This window comes from Streptomyces sp. NPDC057271, assembly GCF_042668715.1.
GTDB lineage: Bacteria > Actinomycetota > Actinomycetes > Streptomycetales > Streptomycetaceae > Streptomyces.
On record NZ_JBHUYJ010000029.1, the window covers coordinates 13,698 to 37,658 of the forward strand.

The following is a 23,961-nucleotide window of genomic DNA, read 5'->3' on the forward strand; positions in this document are numbered from 1 at the left end:
TGGTGTGTCGGTGCAGGTTGCCCGTTTCTCTTCCCCCCTCCTTTGGGGGTGGTTTTTTGTTTCTGGCCCCCCCCCCCCCACCGGCGGCAACCTCAGTCCTGCGCGGGGGCGGCCGTCTTCTTGGTGGCCGCCTTCTTCGCAGTGGTCTTCTTCGCCGCGGTCTTCTTGGCCGTCGCCGTCTTCTTGACGGCGGCCTTCTTCGCGGTGGCCTTCTTCGCCGTCTTGCGGGCGGCCGTCTTCTTGGCCGGAGCGGCGGCCTCGGCCTCCGCGACGGGCGCCTCGGCCTCCGCGACGGGCGCCTCGGCCGGAGCCTCGGCGGCAGCCGGTGCGGCGGCCGGGGAGTCGACCACCAGGACGGCGGCCTCCTCCGCGCCCGACGGAGAGCCGGCGGGAGCGGTCACCTTGCGGACGACCCGGCGACGGGCCCTCGGCGGGGCGGCCACGGGGGCCTCCTCGACGACGGGCTCGGGCACGGCCTCGACGACCGGCTCCGGGGCGACCTGCTCCGGGGCGACCGGCTCGACGACGGTCTCGACGACCGCCTCGCCGGCCGGCGAACCGGCCGGGGCCGTCGCCTTGCGGGTGGCACGACGGCGGGCACGGGGAGCCGGGGCGGCCTCCTCGACGACCGGGGCGGCCTCGGCGACCGGGGTCTCGACGACCGGGGCGGCCTCGGCGGCCGGGGCCTCGACGACCGGCTCGGACTCGGCGACAGGCGCCGGCTCCTCGACCACGACCGGGGCGGGAGCCGCGGCGACCGGAGGACCGGCCGGCGCGGAGACCTTGCGGGTCGCCCGACGGCGGCCACGGGTGGGGGCACCTCCCGTGCCCTTGAGGCCACGGGGGAGGGTGGCGGCGGCCTCGGCCTCGGCGGCGCTGCTGTACAGCTCCTCGTCGGCGCGGAAGGGCTCCTCCACGGCCACCGGGACGGCGATCTCCGCGGCCACCTCGGCCTCGGTCTCGACCGTCTCGGCGTCGGCGTCGGTCTCCGCCACGTCGACGTGCTCGTGCTCGTGGTGCTCGGCACCGCCACGGCCGCGCTTCTTCGAGCGCTTGCCGCCGCCACCGCCGCCCGGGGCGGTGGGCTGCTCCATGTGCACGATCACGCCACGGCCGTTGCAGTGGACGCAGGTCTCGGAGAAGGACTCCAGCAGACCCTGGCCGACCCGCTTACGGGTCATCTGGACCAGACCGAGCGAGGTGACCTCGGCCACCTGGTGCTTGGTCCGGTCACGGCCCAGGCACTCCAGGAGGCGGCGCAGCACCAGGTCGCGGTTGGACTCCAGGACCATGTCGATGAAGTCGATGACGACGATGCCGCCCAGGTCGCGCAGGCGCAGCTGGCGAACGATCTCCTCGGCCGCTTCGAGGTTGTTCCTCGTCACGGTCTCTTCGAGGTTGCCGCCCTGACCGGTGAACTTGCCGGTGTTGACGTCGACGACGATCATCGCCTCGGTCTTGTCGATCACCAGCGAGCCGCCGCTCGGCAGCCAGACCTTGCGGTCCAGCGCCTTCATCAGCTGTTCGTCGATCCGGTACGTCGCGAAGACGTCGACCTCGCTCGTCCACTTGGACAGGCGGTCGGTCAGGTCCGGGGCGACGTGGTTCACGTACCCGTGGATGGTCTCCCAGGCGTCGTCGCCGCTGACGATGACCTTCGAGAAGTCCTCGTTGAAGATGTCGCGGACGACACGGACGGTCATGTCCGGCTCGCCGTAGAGCAGGGTCGGAGCGTTGCCGCTCTTCGCCTTCTTCTGGATGTCCTCCCACTGGGCCTGCAGACGCTCGACGTCACGGCGCAGTTCGTCCTCGCTCGCGCCCTCGGCGGCGGTGCGCACGATGACGCCCGCGTCCTCGGGGACGATCTTCTTGAGGATGGTCTTCAGACGGGCGCGCTCGGTGTCCGGGAGCTTGCGGCTGATGCCGGTCATCGAGCCCTCGGGGACGTACACGAGGTAACGGCCCGGCAGGGAGACCTGGCTGGTCAGACGCGCGCCCTTGTGGCCGATCGGGTCCTTCGTGACCTGGACGAGGACCGACTGACCGGACTTCAGGGCGGTCTCGATACGGCGCGGCCCGTTGGCCATGCCGAGCGCCTCGAAGTTGACCTCACCGGCGTACAGGACCGCGTTGCGGCCCTTGCCGATGTCGACGAAGGCGGCCTCCATGGACGGCAGCACGTTCTGGACCTTGCCCAGGTAGACGTTGCCGACGTACGAGGTGGCCTGCTCCTTGTTGACGTAGTGCTCGACGAGCACGTTGTCTTCCAGGACGCCGATCTGGGTGCGCTCGCCGTTCTGGCGGACGACCATGACGCGCTCGACGGCCTCACGGCGGGCCAGGAACTCGGCCTCGGTGATGATCGGGACGCGGCGGCGGCCCTGCTCGCGGCCTTCGCGGCGACGCTGCTTCTTCGCCTCCAGGCGGGTCGAGCCCTTGATGGACTGGACCTCGTCGGACGGCTCGGCCTTCTCGCGGGCCGGGCGGGGCTCACGGACCTTGACGACCGTACGGACGCCGTCCTCCTCGCCCGCCTCGGTCTCGCCGCCCCCGTCACCGCTGCGGCGGCGACGACGGCGACGGCGACGGGAGCTGCTGGAGCCGCCGGACGGCGCGCCGCCCTCGTACTCGTCGGCCTCGCCCTCCTCCTCGGACTCCTCGTCCTCGGCGCGCGCCTCGTCCGACTCCTCGCTCTCCTCGGCCTCCTCGGCCTCGGCGAGCTCACCGCGACGACGGCGACGGCCGCCACGGCGGCGACGGCGGGACGGACGGTCGCCGTACTCGTCGGACTCCTCTGCCTCCGCCTCGGGCTCCTCGGCCTCGACCTCGGGCTCGTCGGCGACGGTGGCCGGAACGGGCTCGACGGCGACGGGCTCGACGGGCTCGCCACGACGGCGGCGACGGCGACGGCCGGCGGGCTCGGGACGCTCGGCCGTCTCGACGACGGCGGCGGTCTCCTCGGTCTCGACCGTCTCCTCCTCGTCCTCCTCCGGCTCCAGGGCCTCGGCGGCAGCGGCGGCGGCCGCGGTCTCCGGGGTCTGGAACATCGGCTCGGTGAAGACCGGGGCCTGGAAGACGGCGACGGCGGGACGCGCGGCACGTCGACCCCGGGGCTCCTCCTCCGCCGCAGAAACGCGCGCGGCTTCGGCCGCTCCGGTGGAGCCGGTGCTCGCACCGGGGGTGACGGGCTCGGCGGTGAACTGCGGCGACGAGGCGCGACGACGCGTCCGGCCACGGGCGGCGGCCTTCTCGGCCGCGACGACCTCGGGCTCGGCCTCTTCGGCGGTGATCTGCGCGACGGTCTCCTCCGGCAGACTCTCGCCCGCGGCGGGGGTGACCTCGGGGCTGGTGGCCTTACGGGTCGCACGGCGGCGGGTACGCGCCGGGGCGGCGGGCTCCTCGGCAGGAGCCTCCTCCACGACAGCCTCGGCCTCGGCCTCGACGACCGGCTCGGGCGTGGTGGCCTTACGGGTCGCCCGGCGGCGGGTACGCGCCGGGGCGGGCTCCTCGACGGGGGCCTCCTCCACGACAGCCTCGGCCTCGACGACCGGCTCGACGACCGGCTCAGGGGTGGTGGCCTTACGGGTCGCCCGGCGGCGGGTACGCGCCGGGGCGGGCTCCTCGACGGGGGCCTCGGCGGCCTCCTCCACGACGGGCGCGGCCTCGACGGCCGGCTCCGGGGCCGCGGTCTTCCGCGTGGCGCGACGGCGCGTACGGGCGGGAGCGGGCTCAGCGGCGGGCTCCGGGGTGGCGGCCGTCTCCACGACGACCTCGGCCACGGTGTCGGTGACCTCCGCCGCGACCGGCGGACCGGCGGGGCGGGAAGCCGCTCGGCGCCTACGGCGCGGCGGCAGCTTGTCACCAGGTGCGTTGTTGTCGGTGTTCTCTTCGTGCTGCTCGAGCATGCGGGCGGTTCTCCCGTCACGCCCCCGGGCGCCGCGCCTTGTTCCGGTCCGGCGGCACGATCGCGCACACTGCGCGGTGCCGCCGTCCGGGGCGCGGGCGCCGCACGGGAGCTGATGTCTGGCTCGCCGGTTCCGAACGCCTTCTACGTACGGCCTGGCGAAAGTCTCCTGGTCAGTGCGCTGCCCGACCCAGGTGGCTCCCGAGTACCAGGGCTGCGCTACAACGACCGCTCCCTACGCGGAACCTGCACCCGGCGCCGTCGCTGAGGCGGTCGCGGCGGCCGTGGGTGGAGCGGCCGTGACTGCCTCGCGGTCGGGCGCGAGCGGGTCGGTCACCGTGCCGGACTCCTCGTCGAAGAGCCCCTGCGCCAGCCTGGTCACCGCTGCGGGGACCGGCGGCGCCAGGTCGGCCACAGCTCGGAGACCGGACAGGACGTCGTCGGGTCGTACGGCAGGTGTCACGTGCCGAACAACCAGCCGCAGTATCGCACAGGCATTGTCCAGGGGCCTATCAGCTCCGGGACGTGCCTGTGGACGGTCCGCGACGAGGTCGGCGACGGCCGAGCGGGCGTCGAAGGTGCGGATGCCGTTCTTGGTCTTGCGCTGCACTTCCACGGTGTCGGCCGCGAGGAAGGCCGCGACGGCCTTCTCCGCGTCCTCGACGGTGACGCCGTCGAGCCGCAGCTCCCACACGGAGGCGGTGAGCCGGTCGGCGAGCCCGGAGGTCCGGGCCTCGACGGCGTCGGTGATGTCGAGGCCGTCCGGGAGCGACTCGTCGAGCAGGAGCCGCAGAGTCTCCGGGTCCCGGTGCTCGGTGAGGGCGATCTCCAGGAACTCGGCCTCGGAGCCCGTACCCGTGGGGGCGGCGTTGGCGTACGACACCTTGGGGTGCGGGGTGAAGCCGGCCGAGTACGCCATGGGCACCTCGGCGCGGCGCAACGCACGCTCGAAAGCGCGCTGGAAGTCACGATGGCTGGTGAACCGGAGGCGGCCGCGCTTGGTGTAGCGCAGTCGGATGCGCTGCACCGCCGGTGCGGGCGGCGGGCCTTCGGGCTGTCGCTTGCCCAGTGGTTCTTCTCCTCGGTGCGGGGCGGGCGCGGTGGCGCGCCGCCCACGAAATACGGGGTGGCCTCTGGGGGGCCCGACCGGCTCACCCCCGCTTTCGCAGGGAGATCTCGGGTACGGGCGCCGCGCCGGAGGCGGTTGTTGTACTACCCAGAGTACGCGCAGAGGCCACCACCGGTTCCACAGGCTCGGTCACCCGGGGTCCCCCCACCAGCGCACGCCACGCGTCCCTGCGCGCCTGCCGCACGGTCGCGCGCGCTGCGGCGAGGCCCTCCCGCGCGGCCTGCCCGGCCGCGACCGCCGCGCGCCTGGCCGGTGCCCAGACCTGGTCACGGACCCAGTGCCCGACGGGGGCGCAGACGCTGCGGTAGAACCAGGCGGCGGGGCGCCCGACGAGATTCCGGACGACCCACGCGAGGGCGCGCCCGACCGCCCGGGAGACGAACCCGGCGACGCGCCAGCAGACCCGCAGCGCGTCGAGGAGCTCCCGCCCGACCGGGGTGAGGACGCGGCGGTACAGCCAGACGAGTGGGACGACGACCCCGTACCGCACGACGGGCACGACGCCGTACCGCCACAACGCGACCCACGGCCACACGAACAGCGCCTTACCGAGCCACACCCCACCGCCCCGGCACGAGGCCCCCACCGCGACCAGCCCACGCCAGAGCGCGCCGAGGACCAGGGACGCACCCCGCCAGATCCGGGAGAGCGACCACGCCAGCCCCCGCCCGACGGGGGTGAGGACATGGCGGTACAGCCAGGCGAGGGGCAGCGCGATTCCGTAGCGGGCCGCCGGGACGACGACGTACCGCCACAGGCGGTCGAGCAGGAAGGAGACGCCGGCACCCAGCGGCGCGAGGATCCACCGGTACACCCATACGGCGGGAGCACCGATCCCGTAGCGCGCCACCGGGACCACCACGTACCGCCACAGCGCGACCCAGGGCCACACGAACAACGCCATGCCCAACCAGCCGAGACCGACCCCGAGAGCCCGGGCCAGCGCCGTGAGAAGCCAGATCAGCCCGTGCCCGAGCGGAGTCAGAAGCCGGCGGTACAGCCATACGGCGGGGACCACCAGCGTGTGGTGGACGGTCGGCAGCACGACCTGGCGCCACAGCCAGACCCACGGCCGCACGAAGAGCGCCCGGCCCAGCCAGGTCAGCGCGCGGCCCGTCGGGCGCAGCACGGTCCGGTCGAGGGCGCGGGCGCCGACGACGAGGACGTCCCAGATCATCCGGACGGGAACGACGATCACCAGCACCACGATCCGCACCGGAATCCGGATGACCGCTGTCAGACAACCCTCCGGCTCGTCCGGACGGCGCGGGGGCTGGGGCTTCTCCATGCTCATGCAGAACATGACGCGACGGCCCGACGGAGGGTTTCCTCTCACGCCGGGCCGTCGTCGGGCGGACGACGTACAGACCCGCCGGAAGCCGCGATGGTTGCTCAGGCCGGCGAACCCGGTCCCCTGGAACGCCGTGCGTCGAGCCCTCGCGGGGCTTCGGCGCGGTCCGCCCCGGGTACGTCGGCAAGTGACTCCGCCATCCGCCGGATGGCGGAGTCGCTGGTCACGGCTACTTCTTGACCGTGAGCGGGAGCAGCTTCTTGCCGGTGGGGCCGATCTGGATGGACGTGTCCATCTGCGGGCACACGCCGCAGTCGAAGCACGGCGTCCAGCGGCAGTCCTCGACCTCGGTCTCGTCGAGGGCGTCCTGCCAGTCCTCCCAGAGCCAGTCCTTGTCGAGACCGGAGTCCAGGTGGTCCCAGGGCAGGACCTCCTCGTAGGTGCGCTCGCGCGTGGTGTACCAGGCGACGTCGACGCCCATGTCGGGCAGCGTCTTGTCCGCGCACGCCATCCAGCGGTCGTACGAGAAGTGCTCGCGCCAGCCGTCGAAGCGGCCGCCGTCCTCGTACACCGCGCGGATGACGGCGCCGATCCGCCGGTCGCCGCGCGAGAGCAGGCCCTCGACGATGCCGGGCTTGCCGTCGTGGTAGCGGAAGCCGATCGAGCGGCCGTACTTCTTGTCGCCGCGGATCTTGTCCCGGAGCTTCTCGAGCCGGGCGTCCGTCTCCTCCGCCGACAGCTGCGGGGCCCACTGGAACGGGGTGTGGGGCTTCGGGACGAAGCCGCCGATGGAGACCGTGCAGCGGATGTCGTTCTGGCCGGAGACCTTGCGGCCCTCGGCGATGACCTTGACCGCCATGTCGCCGATCTGGAGGACGTCCTCGTCGGTCTCGGTCGGCAGGCCGCACATGAAGTACAGCTTCACCTGGCGCCAGCCGTTGCCGTACGCCGTCGAGACGGTCCGGATCAGGTCCTCCTCCGAGACCATCTTGTTGATGACCTTGCGCATGCGCTCGGAGCCGCCCTCGGGGGCGAAGGTGAGGCCCGAACGGCGGCCGTTGCGGGTCAGCTCGTTCGCGAGGTCCACGTTGAAGGCGTCGACGCGGGTGGACGGCAGGGAGAGGCCGATCTTGTCCTCCTCGTACCGGTCCGCCAGGCCCTTCGCGATGTCACCGATCTCGGTGTGGTCGGCGGAGGACAGGGAGAGGAGGCCGACCTCCTCGAAGCCCGTCGCCTTGAGGCCCTTCTCGACCATCTCGCCGATGCCGGTGATGCTTCGCTCCCGCACGGGGCGCGTGATCATGCCGGCCTGGCAGAAACGGCAGCCGCGGGTGCAGCCTCGGAAGATCTCGACGGACATCCGCTCGTGGACCGTCTCGGCGAGCGGGACCAACGGCTGCTTGGGGTAGGGCCACTCGTCGAGGTCCATGACGGTGTGCTTGGACACGCGCCACGGCACGCCCGAGCGGTTCGGGACGACGCGGGCGATCCGGCCGTCGGCCAGGTACTCGACGTCGTAGAAGCCCGGGATGTAGACCGAGCCGGTCCTGGCGAGCCGGAGGAGGACCTCCTCGCGGCCGCCGGGGCGGCCCTCCGCCTTCCACGTACGGATGATCTCGGTCATGTCGAGGACGGCCTGCTCGCCGTCGCCGATGATCGCCGCGTCGATGAAGTCAGCGATCGGCTCGGGGTTGAAGGCGGCGTGGCCGCCGGCGAGCACGATCGGGTGGTCGACGGTGCGGTCCTTCGACTCCAGCGGGATGCCCGCCAGGTCGAGGGCCGTGAGCATGTTGGTGTAGCCGAGCTCCGTGGAGAAGCTCAGGCCGAAGACGTCGAACGCGCCGACGGGGCGGTGGCTGTCGACCGTGAACTGCGGCACGCCGTGCTCACGCATCAGCTCTTCGAGGTCCGGCCACACGCTGTACGTGCGCTCGGCCAGGACGCCCTCGCGCTCGTTCAGTACCTCGTAGAGGATCATGACGCCCTGGTTGGGCAGACCGACCTCGTACGCGTCCGGGTACATGAGCGCCCAGCGGACGTCGGCGGACTCCCACGGCTTGACCGTGGAGTTCAGCTCTCCACCGACGTACTGAATCGGCTTCTGCACGTGCGGGAGCAGAGCTTCGAGCTGCGGGAAGACAGACTCGGCAGCAGACATCTCGAACCTTCGTGAGCTGGCAGGGGGCGACTCTCAAGCGTACCCGGTGCTCAGTGGGTCAGTGCCGCCCTCAGTTCCGGGGCCGCAGCCCTGGCCCAGACCTTGGGAAACTCGCGTTCGCGGACCGCTCCGGCCGCCTCCTCCTGGCCGTGGAGGAGTCCCCAGGTGAAGGCGGACTCGCCGGCCGCGTGCGCCTGGATCGCAAGGTCGCGCAGGGCCTCGCGGGCGACGACGCTGTCCTGGTGGTCGCCGAGGAGGCTCTGGACGGCCTTGATCCGCTTGGCGAACCGCTTGGCCGGCTTGCCGAGCGTGGGGCGGGCGGCGTCGGCGGCGTAGCGGGTGCGCTTGGCGGCCTTGCGCGCCTCGTGCATGGCGAGGTCGCGGTCGTGGCCGGGCGCGTGGGCGAGGGCGTGGTCGACGCGGCGGGCGAGGCGGTCGTAGTCCTTGAGGACCGCGCGGGAGAGGACCGGGACCGGGTCCTCGGCGGCGGCCTTGAGGAGGGGCGGGTCCGTGAGGAGCGCGTCGAGGGTGCCGAGGAGCGCGAGGTGGCGGTCGGCATCGAGGGCGGCGAGGGCCTTGCGGTGGGCGTCGGCGCTCGCGGCCGTGTCCCAGACCTGCAGGCGGGCGTGGACGGGGCCGAGGAGGAGGGTGTCGGGGATCGCGTCGACGCGGGTACGGAGACGTTCGGCGAGGACCTCCTGGTCGCGGGCGAGGCCGAGTTCGCCGGCGAGCCACTTGAGCTCGTCGCCGATGGGGTCGGTGACGGCGCGGTCGAGGACCTTGCGGTACGTCTTGAAGGCGCTGCGCAGGCGGCGGCAGGCGACCCGCATCTGGTGGACGGCGTCGGGGAGGTCGCGGCGGACGGCGGGGTCGAGAGCGATGATCGCCTCGATCTGCTCCCGTGCGTAGGTGAGGACGCGGCCGCCCGCGGTGTCCTCGTCCGGCAGGTCGGCGGGAGCGGCGGGGACGGCGGTCTCGCCCTGCTCCGACGTCTCCTCCAGTGCCCTCGCCAGTTTCGACGGGGCCGACGACGGGCGGATTCCCGCCTTCCGTAGCCGTTTCTCGACCGCGTCGAGGACGGAGGGGTCGGCGTCGTCGGAGAGTTCGACCTCGATCTCCGTCCAGGAGGCGTCGGGGCCCTTCGGGAGGCGCTCGGCATGGACCGTGTCCACCGACACCTCCGCGAGCAGGGCGCCCGTCTCCCCGAGCAGGTGCTGGACCTTGCGGGAGGAGCGGAGGCGGACGACGGGGACGACGTCCGCGTCACGGACGCGGGAGCGCAGGAGCGCCGCCAGGGACTCCGGAAGGGTGTCGGCGAGCGGGGCCCTGATCTCGTCGCGGATCCCGGACGAGACCGGGAACTTGAGGTGCCATCCCTCGTCGGCGCCGCCCGTGCGGCGGCGCAGGGTGAGGGAGTCGGCGGCGAGACGCAGGTCGGCCGTGTCGTAGTAGACGGCGTCGAGTTCGGCGACGCCCTGGTCGAGGACCGACGAGACGCCTCGGGCTCTGGTGAGGTCCGGGAGTCCCGTCTGCTCGGTGGCTTCGTACTTCCGCTCGATCTCGCGCTTCGTCTCCGCCGTCATACAAGGCTCATAACCCCTCCGACGGCGGTCCATGCCCCCGCTACGCCGTCATCGGCCGCTGCACCCTGATCGACTGGAGCAGTCCGATCGCCACCCACACCGCGAACATCGACGAGCCTCCGTAGGACACGAACGGCAGTGGCAGGCCCGCCACCGGCATGATGCCGAGCGCCATGCCGATGTTCTCGAAGGACTGGAAGGCGAACCAGGCGATGATTCCGGCGGCGACGACGGTTCCGTACAGCTCGGTGGTCTCCCGGGCGATCCGGCAGGCCCGCCAGAGGATGACGCCGATCAGCAGGATGATCAGCCCCCCGCCGAGGAAGCCGAGCTCCTCGCCCGCGACGCTGAAGATGAAGTCGGTCTGCTGCTCGGGCACGAACTGGCCGCTGGTCTGGTGGCCGTTGAAGAGTCCCGCACCGTACAGGCCGCCGGAGCCGATCGCGATGCGCGCCTGGTTGGTGTTGTAGCCGACGCCCGCCGGGTCGAGCTCGGGATTGGCGAAGGCGGCGAACCGGTTGATCTGGTACTCGTCGAGCAGGCCGAGCGCCGCGACGGCGACCGCGCCCGCCAGGCCCGCGCCGATGAGGCCGAGGACCCAGCGGTTGGAGGCGCCGGAGGCGAGGAGCACGCCGAGCACGATGACGGCCATGACCATCACCGAGCCGAGGTCGGGCATCAGCATGACGATCGCCATGGGCAGCGCGGCGAGGGCCAGGGCCTTGGCGACGGTCCGGTGGTCGGGGTGCACCTGGTCGCCCGCGTCGACCTTGGCGGCCAGCAGCATCGCCATGATCAGGATGATCGTGATCTTCACGAACTCGCTGGGCTGGAGCGAGAAGCCGCCACCGATCACGATCCACGCGTGGGCGCCGTTGATGGTCGCGCCGAGCGGGGTGAGGACGGCGAGGATCAGCAGGATCGAGATGCCGTAGAGGATCGGCACCGCGCCGCGCAGGGTGCGGTGGCCGAGCCACACGGTGCCGATCATCAGGACGACCCCGATGCCGGTGTTCAGGGCGTGCCGGAAGAGGAAGTAGTACGGGTCGCCCTGGTTCAGCTCGGTACGGCCGCGGGTGGCGGACCAGACGAGCAGGGCGCCGAGGAACGACAGCGCGAGGCTGGAGAGGAGGATCGGCCAGTCCAGCCGCCGGACCACCGAGTCGCGGGCGACGAGCTTGGCGATCGGGCCGCGCTCGGGGGCGTAGCGGGAGACGGAGAAGCCGTGGGGTGCGGTCATCGGTCAGTCTCCCGTCCTGGCGGGCGGCGGCCCCGCGAGCGGCTCTTGTCCGTCGCCCGTCCCCGATGCGTCGACCAGCTGCGACTTGGGGTCGTACGGCTTGATCTGCGGCGCGTCGATGGAGCCGTCGGGCTGGACCTTCGGCAGCGTCTTCTGCGGCTGGGGCAGGAGGGCGCGCTTGAGGTCCTGGTTGCCCGCGTCGTCCAGGCCGTAGAGGGCGTCGTAGATGTTGCGGACGGCGGGGCCGGAGGCTCCGGAGCCCGTACCGCCCTGGGAGATCGTCATGACGATCGTGTAGTCGTCGGTGTAGGTGGCGAACCAGGAGGTGGTCTGCTTGCCGTAGACCTGGGCGGTGCCGGTCTTGGCCCGCATCGGGATCTTGTCCTGCGGCCAGCCGCCGAACCGCCAGGCGGCGGTGCCGCCGGGCTCGACGACGGAGCGCAGGCCCTTGTCGAGGTCGCTGATCGTCTTCGCGTCGACGGGCAGCCTGCCGTGGGACGTGGGCTTGATCTCCTTGACCGACTTGCCGTCGGGGCTGATCACGGCCTTGCCGATGGTGGGGTTGTAGAGGGTGCCGCCGTTGCTGATCGCCGCGTAGGCGGTGGCCAGCTGGACGGGCGTGATGAGGACGTCGCCCTGACCGATGGAGAAGTTGATGCTGTCGTAGGCCTTCAGCTGGTTGCCTTCGAGGCAGCTCTCGTAGGCGATCTGCTCGACGTAGGTGCCGCCCTTCTTGCCCTGCTTGCACCAGGCGTCCTTGTTGGCCTCCCAGAACTTCTGCTTCCACTGGCGGTCCGGGATACGGCCCTTGACCTCGTTCGGCACGTCGATGCCGGTCTCGGAGCCGAAGCCGAAGTCGCGGGCGGTCCGGTAGAACCAGTCGTGGGCGTCCTTCTTGGGCTTGAGGCCGCCGTCGCGGTTCCACTCCTGGTGGCCGAGACGGTAGAAGACGGTGTTGCAGGAGTACTTGAGGGCGTCTCCGAGGGTGATGGGGCCGTGCCCCTGGGACTCGAAGTTCGCGAAGCTCCGGTTGCCCATGCTGTAGGAGCTGCTGCAGAGGTACTTGTCGTTGAAGTCGTAACCGGCCCGTACGGCCGCGCTCGCCGACACGACCTTGAAGACGGAACCGGCGGGCGCCTGGCCCTGGATGGCCCGGTTGAGCAGCGGGTAGTTGGAGTCCTTGCTGGTGAGCCGGGCGTAGTCCTTGCCGGAGATGCCGCCGACCCAGGCGTTCGGGTCGTAGTCGGGCTGGGACGCCATCGCGACGACGCGTCCCGTCCTGGACTCCAGCACGACGACGGCGCCGGCGTCGGCCTCGTACTTCCGGCCGGTGATCTTGTCGGTCTCGCCACGGACCGTCTTCATCGCCTGGTGGAGTTCGTACTCGGCGACCGCCTGGACGCGGGCATCGATGCTGGTGACGAGGGTCGAGCCGGGCACGCCCGGATCGGACTGGGTCTGTCCCATGACCCGGCCGACCTTGTCGACCTCGTACGACGTGACGCCGGCCCTGCCGCGCAGCTCCTTGTCGTAGGTGCGTTCGATGCCGGAGCGGCCGACCTGGTCGGAGCGCAGATACGGCGAGTCGCTGTCCTTGGCCTTCTGGATCTCCTCGTCGGTGACCGGCGAGAGGTAGCCGAGCACCTGCGCGGTGCGGGCGTTGCCAGGGGCGGCGTAGCGGCGTACGGCGGCGAGTTCGGCGGTGATGCCGGGGAAGTCCTCGGTGCTCTCCCGGATCCGCAGCGCCTGCTGCGTGGTGGCCTCGTCGGTGATCGGGATCGGCTGGTAGGGGGAACCGTTCCAGCAGGGCTGCGGGGTCTGGGAGTCGCAGAGCCGGACCTTGTCCATGACCTCCTTGGGCTGCATGCCCAGGACACCCGCGAGGCGGGTGAGGACGCCCTTGCCGTCGTCCTTCATCTTCATCAGCTCGGTGCGGGACGCGGAGACCACGAGCCGGGTCTCGTTGTCGGCGAGCGGGACTCCGCGGGCGTCGAGGATCGCGCCGCGGACGGCGGGCTGGACGACCCGCTGGACGTGGTTGCTCTTCGCCTCCTCGGTGTACTCCCTGCCGTTGCGGATCTGGAGGTACCAGAGGCGCCCGCCGAGGGTGAGGAGCAGGGAGAAGACGAGGATCTGGATGATGACGAGACGGACCTGGACCCTGGGGGTCCGTCCGGTCTCCGGGATGTTGCTCATGCTGCCGTTGCCCCCTCGGTCACAGTCGCTTGACTCCCTTGATGCGTCCGGCGCGTGCCGCTCTCGTACGGGCGGCCTTGACGCGCAGGCCACCGCGCTGGGTCCCGATCTGGAGGCCCGTGCCCGAGCTCAGCCAGCCGGAGGCGACGTCGGTCGCGCCCCCGGAGGTGTCGGCGAGCGGGTCGTTCTCGGCGCGCCGGGCCAGTGCCATGATCAGCGGCACGGTGAAGGGCGCGAGGAGGAGGTCGTAGATCGCCGCGGTGAGCAGCAGGAAGCCGAGGCCGACATGGCGGGCGGCGGTGTCGCCGACGAGGGCTCCGACCCCGGCGTACAGCAGGGTGGAGCCGAGCGCCGCGGCGACGACCACGGCCATCGGGCCGGTGGCGGACTTCAGCTTGCCGTTGTCGGGGCGGGCGAGTCCGGCGAGGTAGCCGATGACGCAGAGGACCAGGGCGTAGCGTCCGGCGGCGTGGTCGGCGGGCGGGGCGAGGTCGGAGAGGAGTCCGGCCCCGAAGCCGATGAGGGAGCCGCTGACCGGCCCGTACACGAGTGCGAGGCCGAGGACGGTCAGCAGCACGAGGTCGGGCACCGCGCCGGGGAGCTGGAGGCGCGCGAGGATGGAGACCTGGATGACCAGGGCGACGACGACGAGGGTGCTGGAGAGCAGGATCCGGTTGAACTTCACGTCTGGTCCCCCTGCTGCTCGTTCTCGGGCTTCTGCCCCGGCTGCTCTTCCCGTCCCGGCTGCTGCTCTCCCGGCTGCTGGGTCCCCGACTCCCCCTGCGGACGCTCCCCCTCCGGCGGCGGTGGGGTGACCGTGACGGTGACGGTCGGGGCCGGCTTGGGCTTGGGCGGAAGGACCATGTCGCGGGGGTTGGTCCGCGGGGCCTGGACGACGACGCCGACGATGTCGAGCTTGGAGAAGCCGACGTACGGGCGGACGTAGACGTTGCGGGTCAGGCCGCCGCCCAGCGGGTCGACGCGGACGACCTCGCCGACGGGGACGCCGGCCACGAAGGGCTTGTTCGCCTGCGAGCCGAAGGTGACGAGCCGGTCGCCGGTCTTCACCTTCGCCTTGCCGTTGAGGAGCTGGACGAGGAGCGGGCCGTTGCCCTGCCCGGTGGCGAAGCCGAGCTCGTCCGAGTTCTCCATGCGGGTGCCGACGGTGAAGTCGGGGTCGCTGGCGAGGAGCACGGTCGCGGTGGAGGGCCCGACGGTGGTCACGCGTCCGACGAGACCGGAGCCGTTCAGTACGGTCATGTCCCGCTCGATGCCGTCGTTGGCGCCGGCGTCGATGGTGACGGTCCAGGAGAAGCCCTGGGCCGCTCCTATGGCGATGACCTGGGCGCCCTTGATGCCGTACTGGCCCGCGCCGGCCGTCTTGAGCAGGGAGTCCAGCTCACGGACGCGGCTGCGGTTGCGGTCGTCGCTGCCGAGCTTGGCCTTGAGGGCGGCGTTCTCGCGTTCGAGCGTGGCGATGCGGTCGTGCCGTTCGCCGGAGTCGCGCACCGCCCCTATGGCGTTGCCGATGGGGTCGACGGCTGCCGCGACCCCGTTCTCGACCGGTCCGAAGACCGCCGCGGCCGCCTGACGGGCGCCGTCGACCGGTGACTCCTCGCCGCCGCGGATGTCCACCGTGATCAGTGCGAACGCGATGGCGATCAGCAGCACCAGGAGCAGCCGGCTCTCTCGTGTGTCCCTCACGTGCGGCGGCCGTGCCTTTCCTCTTGGTTCGGTTGTTCCGTGCGGATTGTGGCGTTATATCAACGATCCTCTGCACGGGGGCTCTTGCCACCCGTGCAGAGGAATCGGGGCGAATGGGTACGCACTTGTCACCGGCGCGGCTGGGCGTCCAGGACCTGCTGGAGGGCCTCGAACTCCTCGACGCACTTGCCCGACCCCAGTGCAACGGAGTCCAGCGGATCCTCGGCGATGTGGATCGGCATCCCGGTCTCGCGGCGCAGCCGCTCGTCCAGGCCGCGCAGCAGCGCGCCGCCACCCGTGAGAACGATGCCGCGGTCCATCACGTCACCGGAGAGCTCGGGCGGGCACTTGTCGAGCGTCGTCTTCACGGCGTCGACGATCGCGTTGACCGGCTCCTCGATGGCCTTGCGGACCTCGGCGGCCGAGATGACCACGGTCTTGGGCAGACCGGAGACGAGGTCGCGGCCGCGGATCTCGGTGTGCTCGTCCTTGTCGAGGTCGTAGGCCGAGCCGATGGTGATCTTGATCTGCTCGGCGGTGCGCTCACCGAGGAGGAGCGAGTACTCCTTCTTGATGTGCTGGATGATCGCGTTGTCGAGCTCGTCGCCGGCCACCCGGATGGACTGTGCCGTGACGATTCCGCCGAGTGAGATCACGGCGACCTCGGTGGTGCCGCCGCCGATGTCGACGACCATGTTGCCCGTGGCCTCGTGGACCGGCAGACCCGAGCCGATGGCCGCGGCCATGGGCTCCTCGATGATGTGCACCTGGCGGGCGCCCGCCTGGGTCGAGGCCTCGATGACCGCGCGGCGCTCCACTCCGGTGATACCGGAGGGCACGCAGACGACGACCCGGGGACGGGCCAGGTAGCGGCGCTTGTGGATCTTGAGGATGAAGTACCGGAGCATGCGCTCCGTGATCTCGAAGTCGGCGATCACGCCGTCCTTCAGGGGCCGCACGGCCACGATGTTGCCGGGCGTGCGCCCGATCATCTTCTTGGCCTCGGCGCCGACCGCCAGGATGCCGCCGGTGTTGGTGTTGATCGCGACGACGGACGGCTCGTTCAGAACGATGCCTCGCCCCCTGACGTACACCAGCGTGTTGGCGGTCCCGAGGTCGACAGCCATGTCACGGCCGATGAACGACATTGAGTTCCCCTTGTTTCCCATGAGGATGCGTCGGGCCTTCCCAATCGGAGCGTTGACGGCTTCTCAGGTAGGCGAGGTGGTGGGTGTTCGGGTGCTGCGGCGTGGAGTTTTCCATCGTAGTGCCGCCCACTCGGATACCGCGCGGTGGATCCACCTCTGTACAGGTGACGACAGGACGCAGCGATGCGTTCCCGATCGCTCCGTTCATATGCCCGGGGGCGACCGAAATTCCTTCGGTCGCCCCAGGTCGTTGCGGAGGATGGCTGACACCGGGTCAGAACGGGCGAACCGGTCAGCCCGGGATCACGCCAGGCCGGGGAAGAAAATCTTCATCTCCCGAATGGCGGACTCCTCGGAGTCCGAGGCGTGGATCAGGTTCTCGCGGACGATCGTGCCGAAGTCGCCACGGATGGATCCGGGGGCGGCGGCGATCGGGTCGGTCGGGCCGGCGAGGGTCCGCAGACCCTCGATGACGCGCTCGCCCTCGACGACCAGGGCGACGACGGGGCCGGACTGCATGAAGCCCATCAGCGGCTCGTAGAAGGGCTTGCCCTTGTGCTCGCCGTAGTGCTGCTCCAGCGTCTCCTGGCTCAGCTCGCGCAGTTCGAGCGCGGAAATGGTCCAGCCCGCCTTGCGCTCGATACGGCCGATGATCTCGCCGATCAGGCCACGGCGGACGGCGTCGGGCTTGAGCAGGACGAGCGTGCGCTGGCTCACGGTGGAGACTCCTTCAAATCCGGTGTGCGGGATTCAGAGGCTACAGGGCCCGGACCGCCGCCGATTACGCAGCGTCAAGCCCTCCGCTGGCGTGGCCCCGGCCGCGGCGCGGGCCACCACGCCACGACCTGGGCCAGGGCGCCCGCTTGGGCCACGGCACCGATCACTCTGCGACGCGGCCGCACCGAACGACCGGGGCCGGTGCCGGGGCGGACGCCGGTGCCGGTTGCCACGTCGGATTGCGGGGCCGGTGCCAGGCAGGACGCCGGGCAGGACGCAGGGGCCGGTGCCGGTGCCGGGCCCAGGGTCAGGTTGTCTCCGGTTCGGGGTGGGCCTCCGCCTGGGCGGCCCAGCGGGCCTTCGCCTCGTCGATCTTCGCGCCGTAGTGGCACGAGGCCCACCACAGCCCGGCGAACGTCGCGCCGAGGAAGAACATCACCGGCAGGACGAAGCCACTCGCGATCAGGGCGACCTGCAGCGCCCAGCCGAGCTGCACACCGCCCGGGCGCGTGAGCATCCCGCACAGCAGGACCGACAGCAGCATCCCGGCGCCGCAGACCCACCAGACCGTGGCCGTCGACAGGCTGTCGTCCTTCATGGCGACGAGCCCCGCGAAGCCGATCACGAAGAACTCGCCGATCAGCGTCGAGGCACAGAGCGTACGCATCCGATTCAGCGCCTTCCGAGCAGCAGCCGGGCGTCCCCGACCGTGAAGATCGAACCGGTCACGAGCACACCCGCGCCGGCGTACTCGCCCTCTTCCTCCGCGAGCGTGATGGCGGCCTCGATCGCGTCGTCCAGTCGCGGCTCGACGACCACCCGGTCCTCGCCGAAGACCTCCACGGCGAGCGCCGCGAGGGCGTCGACGTCCGTGGCGCGGGGGCTGGAGTTCGCCGTGATCACGACTTCGGCGAAGATCGGCTCGAACGCTTCGAGCAGCCCCCTGGCGTCCTTGTCGGAGCTGGTGGAGACCACGCCGATGAGCCGGGAGAAGCCGAACGACTCACTGACGCCCTCGGCCGTGGCCCGCGCGCCGTGCGGGTTGTGCGCCGCGTCCAGGACGACCGTCGGAGACTTGCGCACGACCTCCAGACGGCCCGGGGAGGAGACCGAGGCGAAGGCGCGCCGGACGGTTTCGACGTCCAGGGTGCGGGCGTGCTCCGCGCCGATCCCGAAGAACGCCTCGACCGCCGCCAGGGCGACCGCCGCGTTGTGCGCCTGGTGCGCGCCGTACAGCGGCAGGAAGAGCTCCTCGTACTCTCCGCCGAGCCCGCGCAGGGTCAGCAGCTGACCGCCGACCGCGACCTCGCGGGAGGTGACGCCGAACTCCATGCCCTCGCGGGCCACGGTCGCGTCGACCTCGACGGCCTTCTTCAGCATCACCTGGGCCGCGTCCACCGGCTGCTGGGCCAGGATGACCGTCGCGCCCTGCTTGATGATCCCGGACTTCTCGCCCGCGATCTCACCGGGCGTCCCGCCGAGGCGGTCGGTGTGGTCCAGGTCGATCGGAGTGACGACGGCGACCTGGGCGTCGATCACGTTCGTGGCGTCCCAGGTGCCGCCCATGCCGACCTCGACGACCGCCACGTCCACCGGGGCGTCGGCGAAGGCCGCGTACGCCATTGCGGTGAGGACCTCGAAGAAGGAGAGCCGGTACTCCTCACGGGAGTCGACCAGCTCGACGTACGGCTTCACGTCCTGGTACGTCTCGATGAACCGCTCGGCGGAGATCGGGGCGCCGTCCAGGCTGATGCGCTCGGTGATCGTCTGCACGTGCGGCGAGGTGTACCGGCCGGTGCGGAGGTCGAAGGCGGCGAGGAGCGCCTCGATCAGCCGGGCCGTGGACGTCTTGCCGTTCGTGCCGGTGATGTGGATCGAGGGGTACGCGCGCTGCGGTTCGCCGAGGACGTCCATCAGCGCCGCGATACGCGTCACCGACGGATCCAGTTTCGTCTCGCCCCAGCGGGACGACAGCTCGGTCTCGACCTCACGCAGCGCCCTGTCCACCTCCGGGTCGGCGGGCCGGGCGGGCACGGGGTCGCCCTGGGGCGGACCGGCCTGGGCGCGCAGCGTGCGGCTGCCCGCCTCGATCACCGCCAGGTCGGGGGTGGGGGTACCCCCTTCTCGAGCGGAGTCGAGAGATTGGGGGAGGTCGGTCTCGGCGGCGACGATGTCGTCGAACTGGTCGGACTGCTCGGACTCGTCGAACTGGTCGCGGGGCTCACTCACGAGCCCAGTCTACGGAGGGGCACCGACAGGAATACGGACCCACCCCTTTCGGGACTTTCGCCCCACCGTCCGCGCGGCTGCACGGGGGCGTGGCCGGGAGCAGGGCCGTCACGGCGTACGTGGTGACGTGGGCGCGCACGGTGAGCGTGTCGCCCATGCCCCTGACGCGCTCCTCCGGGGAGACCGCGCGAGCGCGGAAACGGCCGGGCCCGGAACCGAAGCGGTTCCGGGCCCTTCAAGCGGTTACGCCTGAGCGGTTACGCCTGCGGCAGTCGATCCAGCTGCGCCTGGATGCGGGCGATGTCCTCGTCCGCCTTGGCGAGCCGCGTACGGATCTTGTCGACCACGTTGTCCGGCGCCTTCGCCAGGAACGCCTCGTTGCCGAGCTTCCCGTTCGCCTGCGCCTTCTCCTTCTCCGCGGCAGCGAGGTCCTTGGCGAGGCGCTTGCGCTCCGCCGCGACGTCGATCGTGCCGGACAGGTCGAGCGCGACCGTGGCACCGGCGACCGGCAGGGAGGCGGTGGCGGAGAAGCCCTCGCCCTCCGGCTGGAGCCGCAGCAGCTGACGGATGGCCGCCTCGTGCGGGGCGAGAGCGGTGCCGGCCAGGTCCAGACGGGCCGGGACCTTCTGGCCCGGCTGCAGGCCCTGGTCCGAACGGAACCGGCGGACCTCGGTGACGACCTGCTGGACCAGCTCGATCTCCTTCTCCGCGGCCTCGTCGCGGAAGCCGGAGTCGGTGGGCCAGTCGGCGATGACGACGGACTCCTTGCCGGTGAGCGTGGTCCAGAGCGTCTCGGTGACGAACGGGACGACCGGGTGGAGCAGCCGCAGCATCACGTCCAGGACCTCGCCCAGGACCCGGCCGGAGACCTTGGCGCCCTCGCCGCCCGCGAAGAACGTGGTCTTCGACAGCTCGACGTACCAGTCGAAGACCTCGTCCCACGCGAAGTGGTAGAGCGCCTCCGACAGCTTCGAGAACTGGTAGTCGTCGTACAGCGCGTCGACCTCGGCGACCGTCTTGTTGAGACGGGAGAGGATCCAGCGGTCCGTGGCGGACATCTCCGACGGGTCGGGCAGCGGGCCCTCGATCGTCGCGCCGTTCATCAGCGCGAAGCGCGTCGCGTTCCAGATCTTGTTGGCGAAGTTACGGGACGCCTGGACCCAGTCCTCGCCGATCGGGACGTCGACACCCGGGTTGGCGCCACGGGCCAGCGTGAAGCGGACCGCGTCGGAGCCGTAGGTGTCCATCCAGTCCAGCGGGTTGACCGCGTTGCCGAAGGACTTCGACATCTTCTTGCCGAACTGGTCGCGGACCATGCCGTGCAGGGCGATGGTGTGGAACGGCGGGGTGCCGTCCATCGCGTACAGGCCGAACATCATCATCCGGGCGACCCAGAAGAAGAGGATGTCGTAGCCGGTGACCAGGACGGAGTTCGGGTAGAACTTCGCGAGGCTGTCGGTCTGCTCCGGCCAGCCGAGCGTGGAGAACGGCCACAGGCCGGAGGAAAACCAGGTGTCCAGGACGTCCGTGTCCTGGTGCCAGCCCTCGCCGGCCGGCGGCTGCTCGTCCGGTCCGACACAGACGATCTCGCCGTTCGGGCCGTACCAGACCGGGATGCGGTGGCCCCACCACAGCTGGCGCGAGATGCACCAGTCGTGCAGGTTGTCGACCCAGTCGAAGTACCGCTTCTCCATCTCCTGCGGGTGGATCTTGACCTTGCCGTCGCGGACGGCGTCACCGGCGGCCTGCGCGAGCGGGCCGACCTTGACCCACCACTGCATCGACAGGCGCGGCTCGATGGTGGTCTTGCAGCGCGAGCAGTGGCCGACGGAGTGGACGTACGGACGCTTCTCGGCGACGATCCGGCCCTCGGCGCGCAGCGCGGCGACGATGGCGGAGCGGGCCTCCAGCCGGTCCAGGCCCTGGAAGGGGCCGTGGGCGGTGATGACCGCGCGCTCGTCCATGACGGCGAGGTTCGGCAGGCCGTGGCGCTGACCGATCTCGAAGTCGTTCGGGTCGTGCGCCGGGGTCACCTTGACGGCGCCGGTGCCGAACTCGGGGTCGACGTGCTCGTCGGCGACGACCGGGATGCGGCGGCCGGTCAGCGGCAGCTCGATCTCGGTGCCGACCAGGTGCTTGTAGCGCTCGTCGTCCGGGTGGACGGCGACGGCGGTGTCACCGAGCATCGTCTCGGCGCGGGTCGTCGCGACGACGATGGACGCGTCGCCGGAGCCGTACCGGATGGAGACGAGCTCGCCGTCGTCGTCCTGGTACTCGACCTCGATGTCCGAGATGGCGGTCAGGCAGCGCGGGCACCAGTTGATGATGCGCTCGGCACGGTAGATCAGCTCGTCGTCGTAGAGCCTCTTGAAGATGGTCTGGACGGCCTGGGAGAGGCCCTCGTCCATGGTGAACCGCTCGCGGGACCAGTCGACGCCGTCACCGAGGCGACGCATCTGGCCGCTGATCTGGCCGCCGGACTCGCCCTTCCACTGCCAGACGCGCTCGACGAACGCCTCGCGGCCGAGGTCGTGGCGGGACTTGCCCTCCTTGGCGAGCTCGCGCTCGACGACGTTCTGGGTGGCGATGCCGGCGTGGTCCATGCCCGGCTGCCACAGCGTCTCGTAACCCTGCATCCGCTTGCGGCGGGTGAGGGCGTCGATCAGCGTGTGCTCGAAGGCGTGGCCCAGGTGGAGCGAGCCGGTGACGTTCGGCGGCGGGATGACGATGGTGTACGGCGGCTTGTCGCTGTTCTCGTCGGCCTCGAAGTAACCACGCTCTACCCAGCGCTCGTACAGCTTCCCCTCTACTTCGGCCGGCGCGTACTGGGTCGGCAGTTCGGGGTTGGGGCTGCTGGGTGTCTGCGTGTTCTCGGTCACGGGGCCAGTTTAGGGGTGTCCCAGGGCTGTACCGAAACGCGTTTGTTCCGTAACGGTGTGCCCCCCGCCGCCCGTGCGGGGCACGGCTTCCGACAGGATGTTCGCTACGCATAAACATCCTGTGAGGGGAACCTGTCCATGAGCTACAACCAGCCGGGTCCGTACGGCGGTCAGCCTCAGCAGCCCGGACCGTACGGGCCTCAGCAGCCCGGCCCGTACGGCCAGCCGCCGCAAGCGCCGCAGCCCGGCTACGGCTACCCGCAGCAGGCGCCCCAGGGCGTGCCGCCTCAGCAGCCGTACGGTTACCCGCAGCAGCAGGGTTACGGCCAGCAGCCCCCGTACGGCCAGCAGCCGCAGTACGGCGGCCCGCAGGGCCCCGGCGGCTACATGCCGCCCCCGCCGCCGGCCCCGAAGAAGAAGACGGGCCTGATCATCGGCGCATCGGTCGTGGCCCTGGCCCTCGTCGCGGGCGGCGCCTGGTACTTCACCGCGGGCGGTGGCGGGAACGGGGACGTGGCAGCGGACACCAAGGGCTACAAGGTGACTCCAGCCGCGTCGGTCGGTGAGTACAAGATGAAGGGCAGCCCCAAGCCGGTCCCGATGACCGACAAACAGAAGGAGAACGCCGAGGTTCTGGGGGTCACGAACCCTCAGATGATCTCGGCCGACTACAGCTCCGGGGACTCCTCCGACCCGCTGAAGTCCAAGAGCATGAACCTGAACGGCACATGGGGTGAGATCGCCAACCCGGAAAAGGCGATCGACGGCGGCTTCGCCAACTACTCGAAGAAGGAGGGCACGAAGCTCGACGAGGACGGTCTCAAGCTCGAGCCCGTCGGCTCCCCCGAGGAGAAGACGCCCGCCGGCTTCGAAGGGGCACTGATGAAGTGCCAGTTCCTCAAGTTCTCGAACCCGGGTGCTGACGGCTCCGCCGAGAAGGGGCCGAAGGAGTTCAAGATCCCCACGTGCATCTGGGCCGACTACAGCACGTACGGCGTGGTCAGCGTCATGGACACGGCCGGTGCCATGCTCGGCCAGTCGCCGACCCTCGACCAGGTCGCCGAGGTGGCCGCCCAGCACTACAAAACGTCGCGCAGCAAGGTCTAGCAGGCTCGGGGGGCGCGGAGGTCCGTCACCGGCACGAAGAGAGTGCTACGACGTGGATCGACAGAGCGATTCCGATGGTTCTGTCGATCCACGCCGTGTCGGCGAGAAGCCTTCTCTTTCGCGCCTCGCCACGCCGCGGGCTGACCGAAAGCGGTGAATGGCCCGTCTTCGAGGAACTGATTCAGTGAGCGCGCGTACAGGCTTCGGCCGCGACCGCCGGCTTCACTCCGATGTTGACAAGACCGCCCAGACACGCAGGGCTGTGTATCCATACACCCAAGCCCGTGTTCAGAGCCTGGTGTGAACAGGCGGCATACACCTTGGGTCCCACGACGTAGCCTTTGCTCTTGACATAGTTCAGGCATCCGGAATACATCGAGGCCGCCGCGGACGCCGGCGCGGCCGCCGCGATGGGGGTGATCGTCGCAGCCGCCGCGACGCCCAGTGTCGCCAGCACCCGGCCAACCTTCGTTGTTGTCATTGACAGCCCTTCGTGCACAGCGTGGATGTTCAGCACACAAAGTCAAGCGCGAGTCGATCAACAGTACGAGGCATGTGGGCGTTTTCGGCTCGAACCGCTCCCCTGATGGCAAGAAGCCACTCCCTGAGCCGACAGAAGCTCGGTCGACGCACTGTCGGCCCAGGTCAGGAAGGCGTCGCGCTCCAAGGTCTGATC

Annotated in this window: 16 protein-coding genes; 1 reads left to right on the forward strand and 15 read right to left on the reverse strand. The window is 70.7% G+C overall.

Features of this window, described 5'->3' with window-relative positions; all coding sequences use genetic code 11:
• Nucleotides 1-92 precede the first annotated feature (92 nt).
• The 14 genes from ACFUJR_RS16165 to ACFUJR_RS16230 all read right to left on the reverse strand — a co-directional run bounded on the left by ACFUJR_RS16165 (nt 93) and on the right by ACFUJR_RS16230 (nt 22,178).
• Nucleotides 93-3,905 carry a ribonuclease E/G gene (locus tag ACFUJR_RS16165; RefSeq protein ID WP_383174316.1) on the reverse strand — a complete coding sequence of 1,271 codons (3,813 nt, stop codon included), beginning with the start codon at nt 3,903-3,905 and terminating at the stop codon, nt 93-95.
• 234 nt (nt 3,906-4,139) lie between these two features.
• Nucleotides 4,140-4,931: a TIGR03936 family radical SAM-associated protein gene (locus tag ACFUJR_RS16170; RefSeq protein WP_383174312.1), complete on the reverse strand. Its 792-nt coding sequence runs from the start codon at nt 4,929-4,931 to the stop codon at nt 4,140-4,142.
• A 124-nt stretch (nt 4,932-5,055) separates the two neighbouring features.
• Nucleotides 5,056-6,327, reverse strand: a complete 1,272-nt coding sequence (locus ACFUJR_RS16175) for a hypothetical protein (protein ID WP_383174310.1) — start codon at nt 6,325-6,327, stop codon at nt 5,056-5,058.
• Nucleotides 6,328-6,553: 226 nt separating this feature from the next.
• Entirely contained in the window at nt 6,554-8,482 is a 1,929-nt protein-coding gene (locus ACFUJR_RS16180; RefSeq protein WP_383174307.1) for a TIGR03960 family B12-binding radical SAM protein, read from the reverse strand.
• Nucleotides 8,483-8,532: 50 nt separating this feature from the next.
• Complete coding sequence (locus tag ACFUJR_RS16185; protein WP_383174304.1) at nt 8,533-10,065, reverse strand: CHAD domain-containing protein; 1,533 nt, start codon at nt 10,063-10,065, stop codon at nt 8,533-8,535.
• A 40-nt stretch (nt 10,066-10,105) separates the two neighbouring features.
• The gene (gene rodA, locus ACFUJR_RS16190; RefSeq protein WP_383174300.1) at nt 10,106-11,305 is read right to left on the reverse strand and encodes a rod shape-determining protein RodA; all 1,200 of its coding nucleotides are present in this window, start codon (nt 11,303-11,305) and stop codon (nt 10,106-10,108) included.
• Between the two features lie 3 nt (nt 11,306-11,308).
• Nucleotides 11,309-13,501, reverse strand: coding sequence for a penicillin-binding protein 2 (gene mrdA / locus ACFUJR_RS16195; RefSeq protein WP_383174297.1), 2,193 nt, complete (start codon nt 13,499-13,501; stop codon nt 11,309-11,311).
• A 19-nt stretch (nt 13,502-13,520) separates the two neighbouring features.
• Nucleotides 13,521-14,186, reverse strand: coding sequence for a rod shape-determining protein MreD (mreD, locus tag ACFUJR_RS16200; RefSeq protein ID WP_383174294.1), 666 nt, complete (start codon nt 14,184-14,186; stop codon nt 13,521-13,523).
• Entirely contained in the window at nt 14,183-15,205 is a 1,023-nt protein-coding gene (gene mreC / locus ACFUJR_RS16205; RefSeq protein ID WP_383174291.1) for a rod shape-determining protein MreC, read from the reverse strand. Before mreC ends, mreD begins: the two co-directional genes overlap by 4 nt.
• Nucleotides 15,206-15,333: 128 nt before the next feature.
• Nucleotides 15,334-16,353: a rod shape-determining protein gene (locus tag ACFUJR_RS16210; protein ID WP_017239313.1), complete on the reverse strand. Its 1,020-nt coding sequence runs from the start codon at nt 16,351-16,353 to the stop codon at nt 15,334-15,336.
• 303 nt (nt 16,354-16,656) lie between these two features.
• Nucleotides 16,657-17,070, reverse strand: coding sequence for a nucleoside-diphosphate kinase (gene ndk / locus ACFUJR_RS16215; RefSeq protein ID WP_352187845.1), 414 nt, complete (start codon nt 17,068-17,070; stop codon nt 16,657-16,659).
• 307 nt (nt 17,071-17,377) lie between these two features.
• Nucleotides 17,378-17,737 (reverse strand): DUF4233 domain-containing protein, encoded by a 360-nt coding sequence (locus tag ACFUJR_RS16220; RefSeq protein WP_383174287.1) that lies wholly within the window; start codon nt 17,735-17,737, stop codon nt 17,378-17,380.
• Nucleotides 17,738-17,742: 5 nt separating this feature from the next.
• Nucleotides 17,743-19,299, reverse strand: coding sequence for a bifunctional folylpolyglutamate synthase/dihydrofolate synthase (locus ACFUJR_RS16225; protein WP_383174284.1), 1,557 nt, complete (start codon nt 19,297-19,299; stop codon nt 17,743-17,745).
• A 257-nt stretch (nt 19,300-19,556) separates the two neighbouring features.
• Nucleotides 19,557-22,178, reverse strand: coding sequence for a valine--tRNA ligase (locus ACFUJR_RS16230; RefSeq protein WP_383174281.1), 2,622 nt, complete (start codon nt 22,176-22,178; stop codon nt 19,557-19,559).
• Nucleotides 22,179-22,316: 138 nt separating this feature from the next.
• Between ACFUJR_RS16230 and ACFUJR_RS16235 the strand changes: the two genes are divergently transcribed.
• Nucleotides 22,317-23,285 carry a hypothetical protein gene (locus tag ACFUJR_RS16235; RefSeq protein ID WP_383174278.1) on the forward strand — a complete coding sequence of 323 codons (969 nt, stop codon included), beginning with the start codon at nt 22,317-22,319 and terminating at the stop codon, nt 23,283-23,285.
• 181 nt (nt 23,286-23,466) lie between these two features.
• Here ACFUJR_RS16235 and ACFUJR_RS16240 read toward each other — a convergent pair whose 3' ends face one another.
• Entirely contained in the window at nt 23,467-23,766 is a 300-nt protein-coding gene (locus tag ACFUJR_RS16240) for a hypothetical protein (RefSeq protein ID WP_383450468.1), read from the reverse strand.
• Nucleotides 23,767-23,961: the final 195 nt, after the last annotated feature.

Excerpts from the sequence above, each read along its gene's own strand:
- ACFUJR_RS16240 (WP_383450468.1), bottom strand. The coding sequence starts at position 23,766 with ATGACAACAACGAAGGTTGGCCGGGTGCTGGCGACACTGGGCGTCGCG.
- ACFUJR_RS16180 (WP_383174307.1), bottom strand. The coding sequence starts at position 8,482 with ATGTCTGCTGCCGAGTCTGTCTTCCCGCAGCTCGAAGCTCTGCTCCCG.
- rodA (WP_383174300.1), bottom strand. The coding sequence starts at position 11,305 with ATGACCGCACCCCACGGCTTCTCCGTCTCCCGCTACGCCCCCGAGCGC.
- ACFUJR_RS16235 (WP_383174278.1), top strand. The coding sequence starts at position 22,317 with ATGAGCTACAACCAGCCGGGTCCGTACGGCGGTCAGCCTCAGCAGCCC.
- mrdA (WP_383174297.1), bottom strand. The coding sequence starts at position 13,501 with ATGAGCAACATCCCGGAGACCGGACGGACCCCCAGGGTCCAGGTCCGT.
- ACFUJR_RS16220 (WP_383174287.1), bottom strand. The coding sequence starts at position 17,737 with ATGCGTACGCTCTGTGCCTCGACGCTGATCGGCGAGTTCTTCGTGATC.
- ACFUJR_RS16210 (WP_017239313.1), bottom strand. The coding sequence starts at position 16,353 with ATGTCGTTCATCGGCCGTGACATGGCTGTCGACCTCGGGACCGCCAAC.
- ACFUJR_RS16175 (WP_383174310.1), bottom strand. The coding sequence starts at position 6,327 with ATGAGCATGGAGAAGCCCCAGCCCCCGCGCCGTCCGGACGAGCCGGAG.
- ACFUJR_RS16165 (WP_383174316.1), bottom strand. The coding sequence starts at position 3,905 with ATGCTCGAGCAGCACGAAGAGAACACCGACAACAACGCACCTGGTGAC.
- ACFUJR_RS16185 (WP_383174304.1), bottom strand. The coding sequence starts at position 10,065 with ATGACGGCGGAGACGAAGCGCGAGATCGAGCGGAAGTACGAAGCCACC.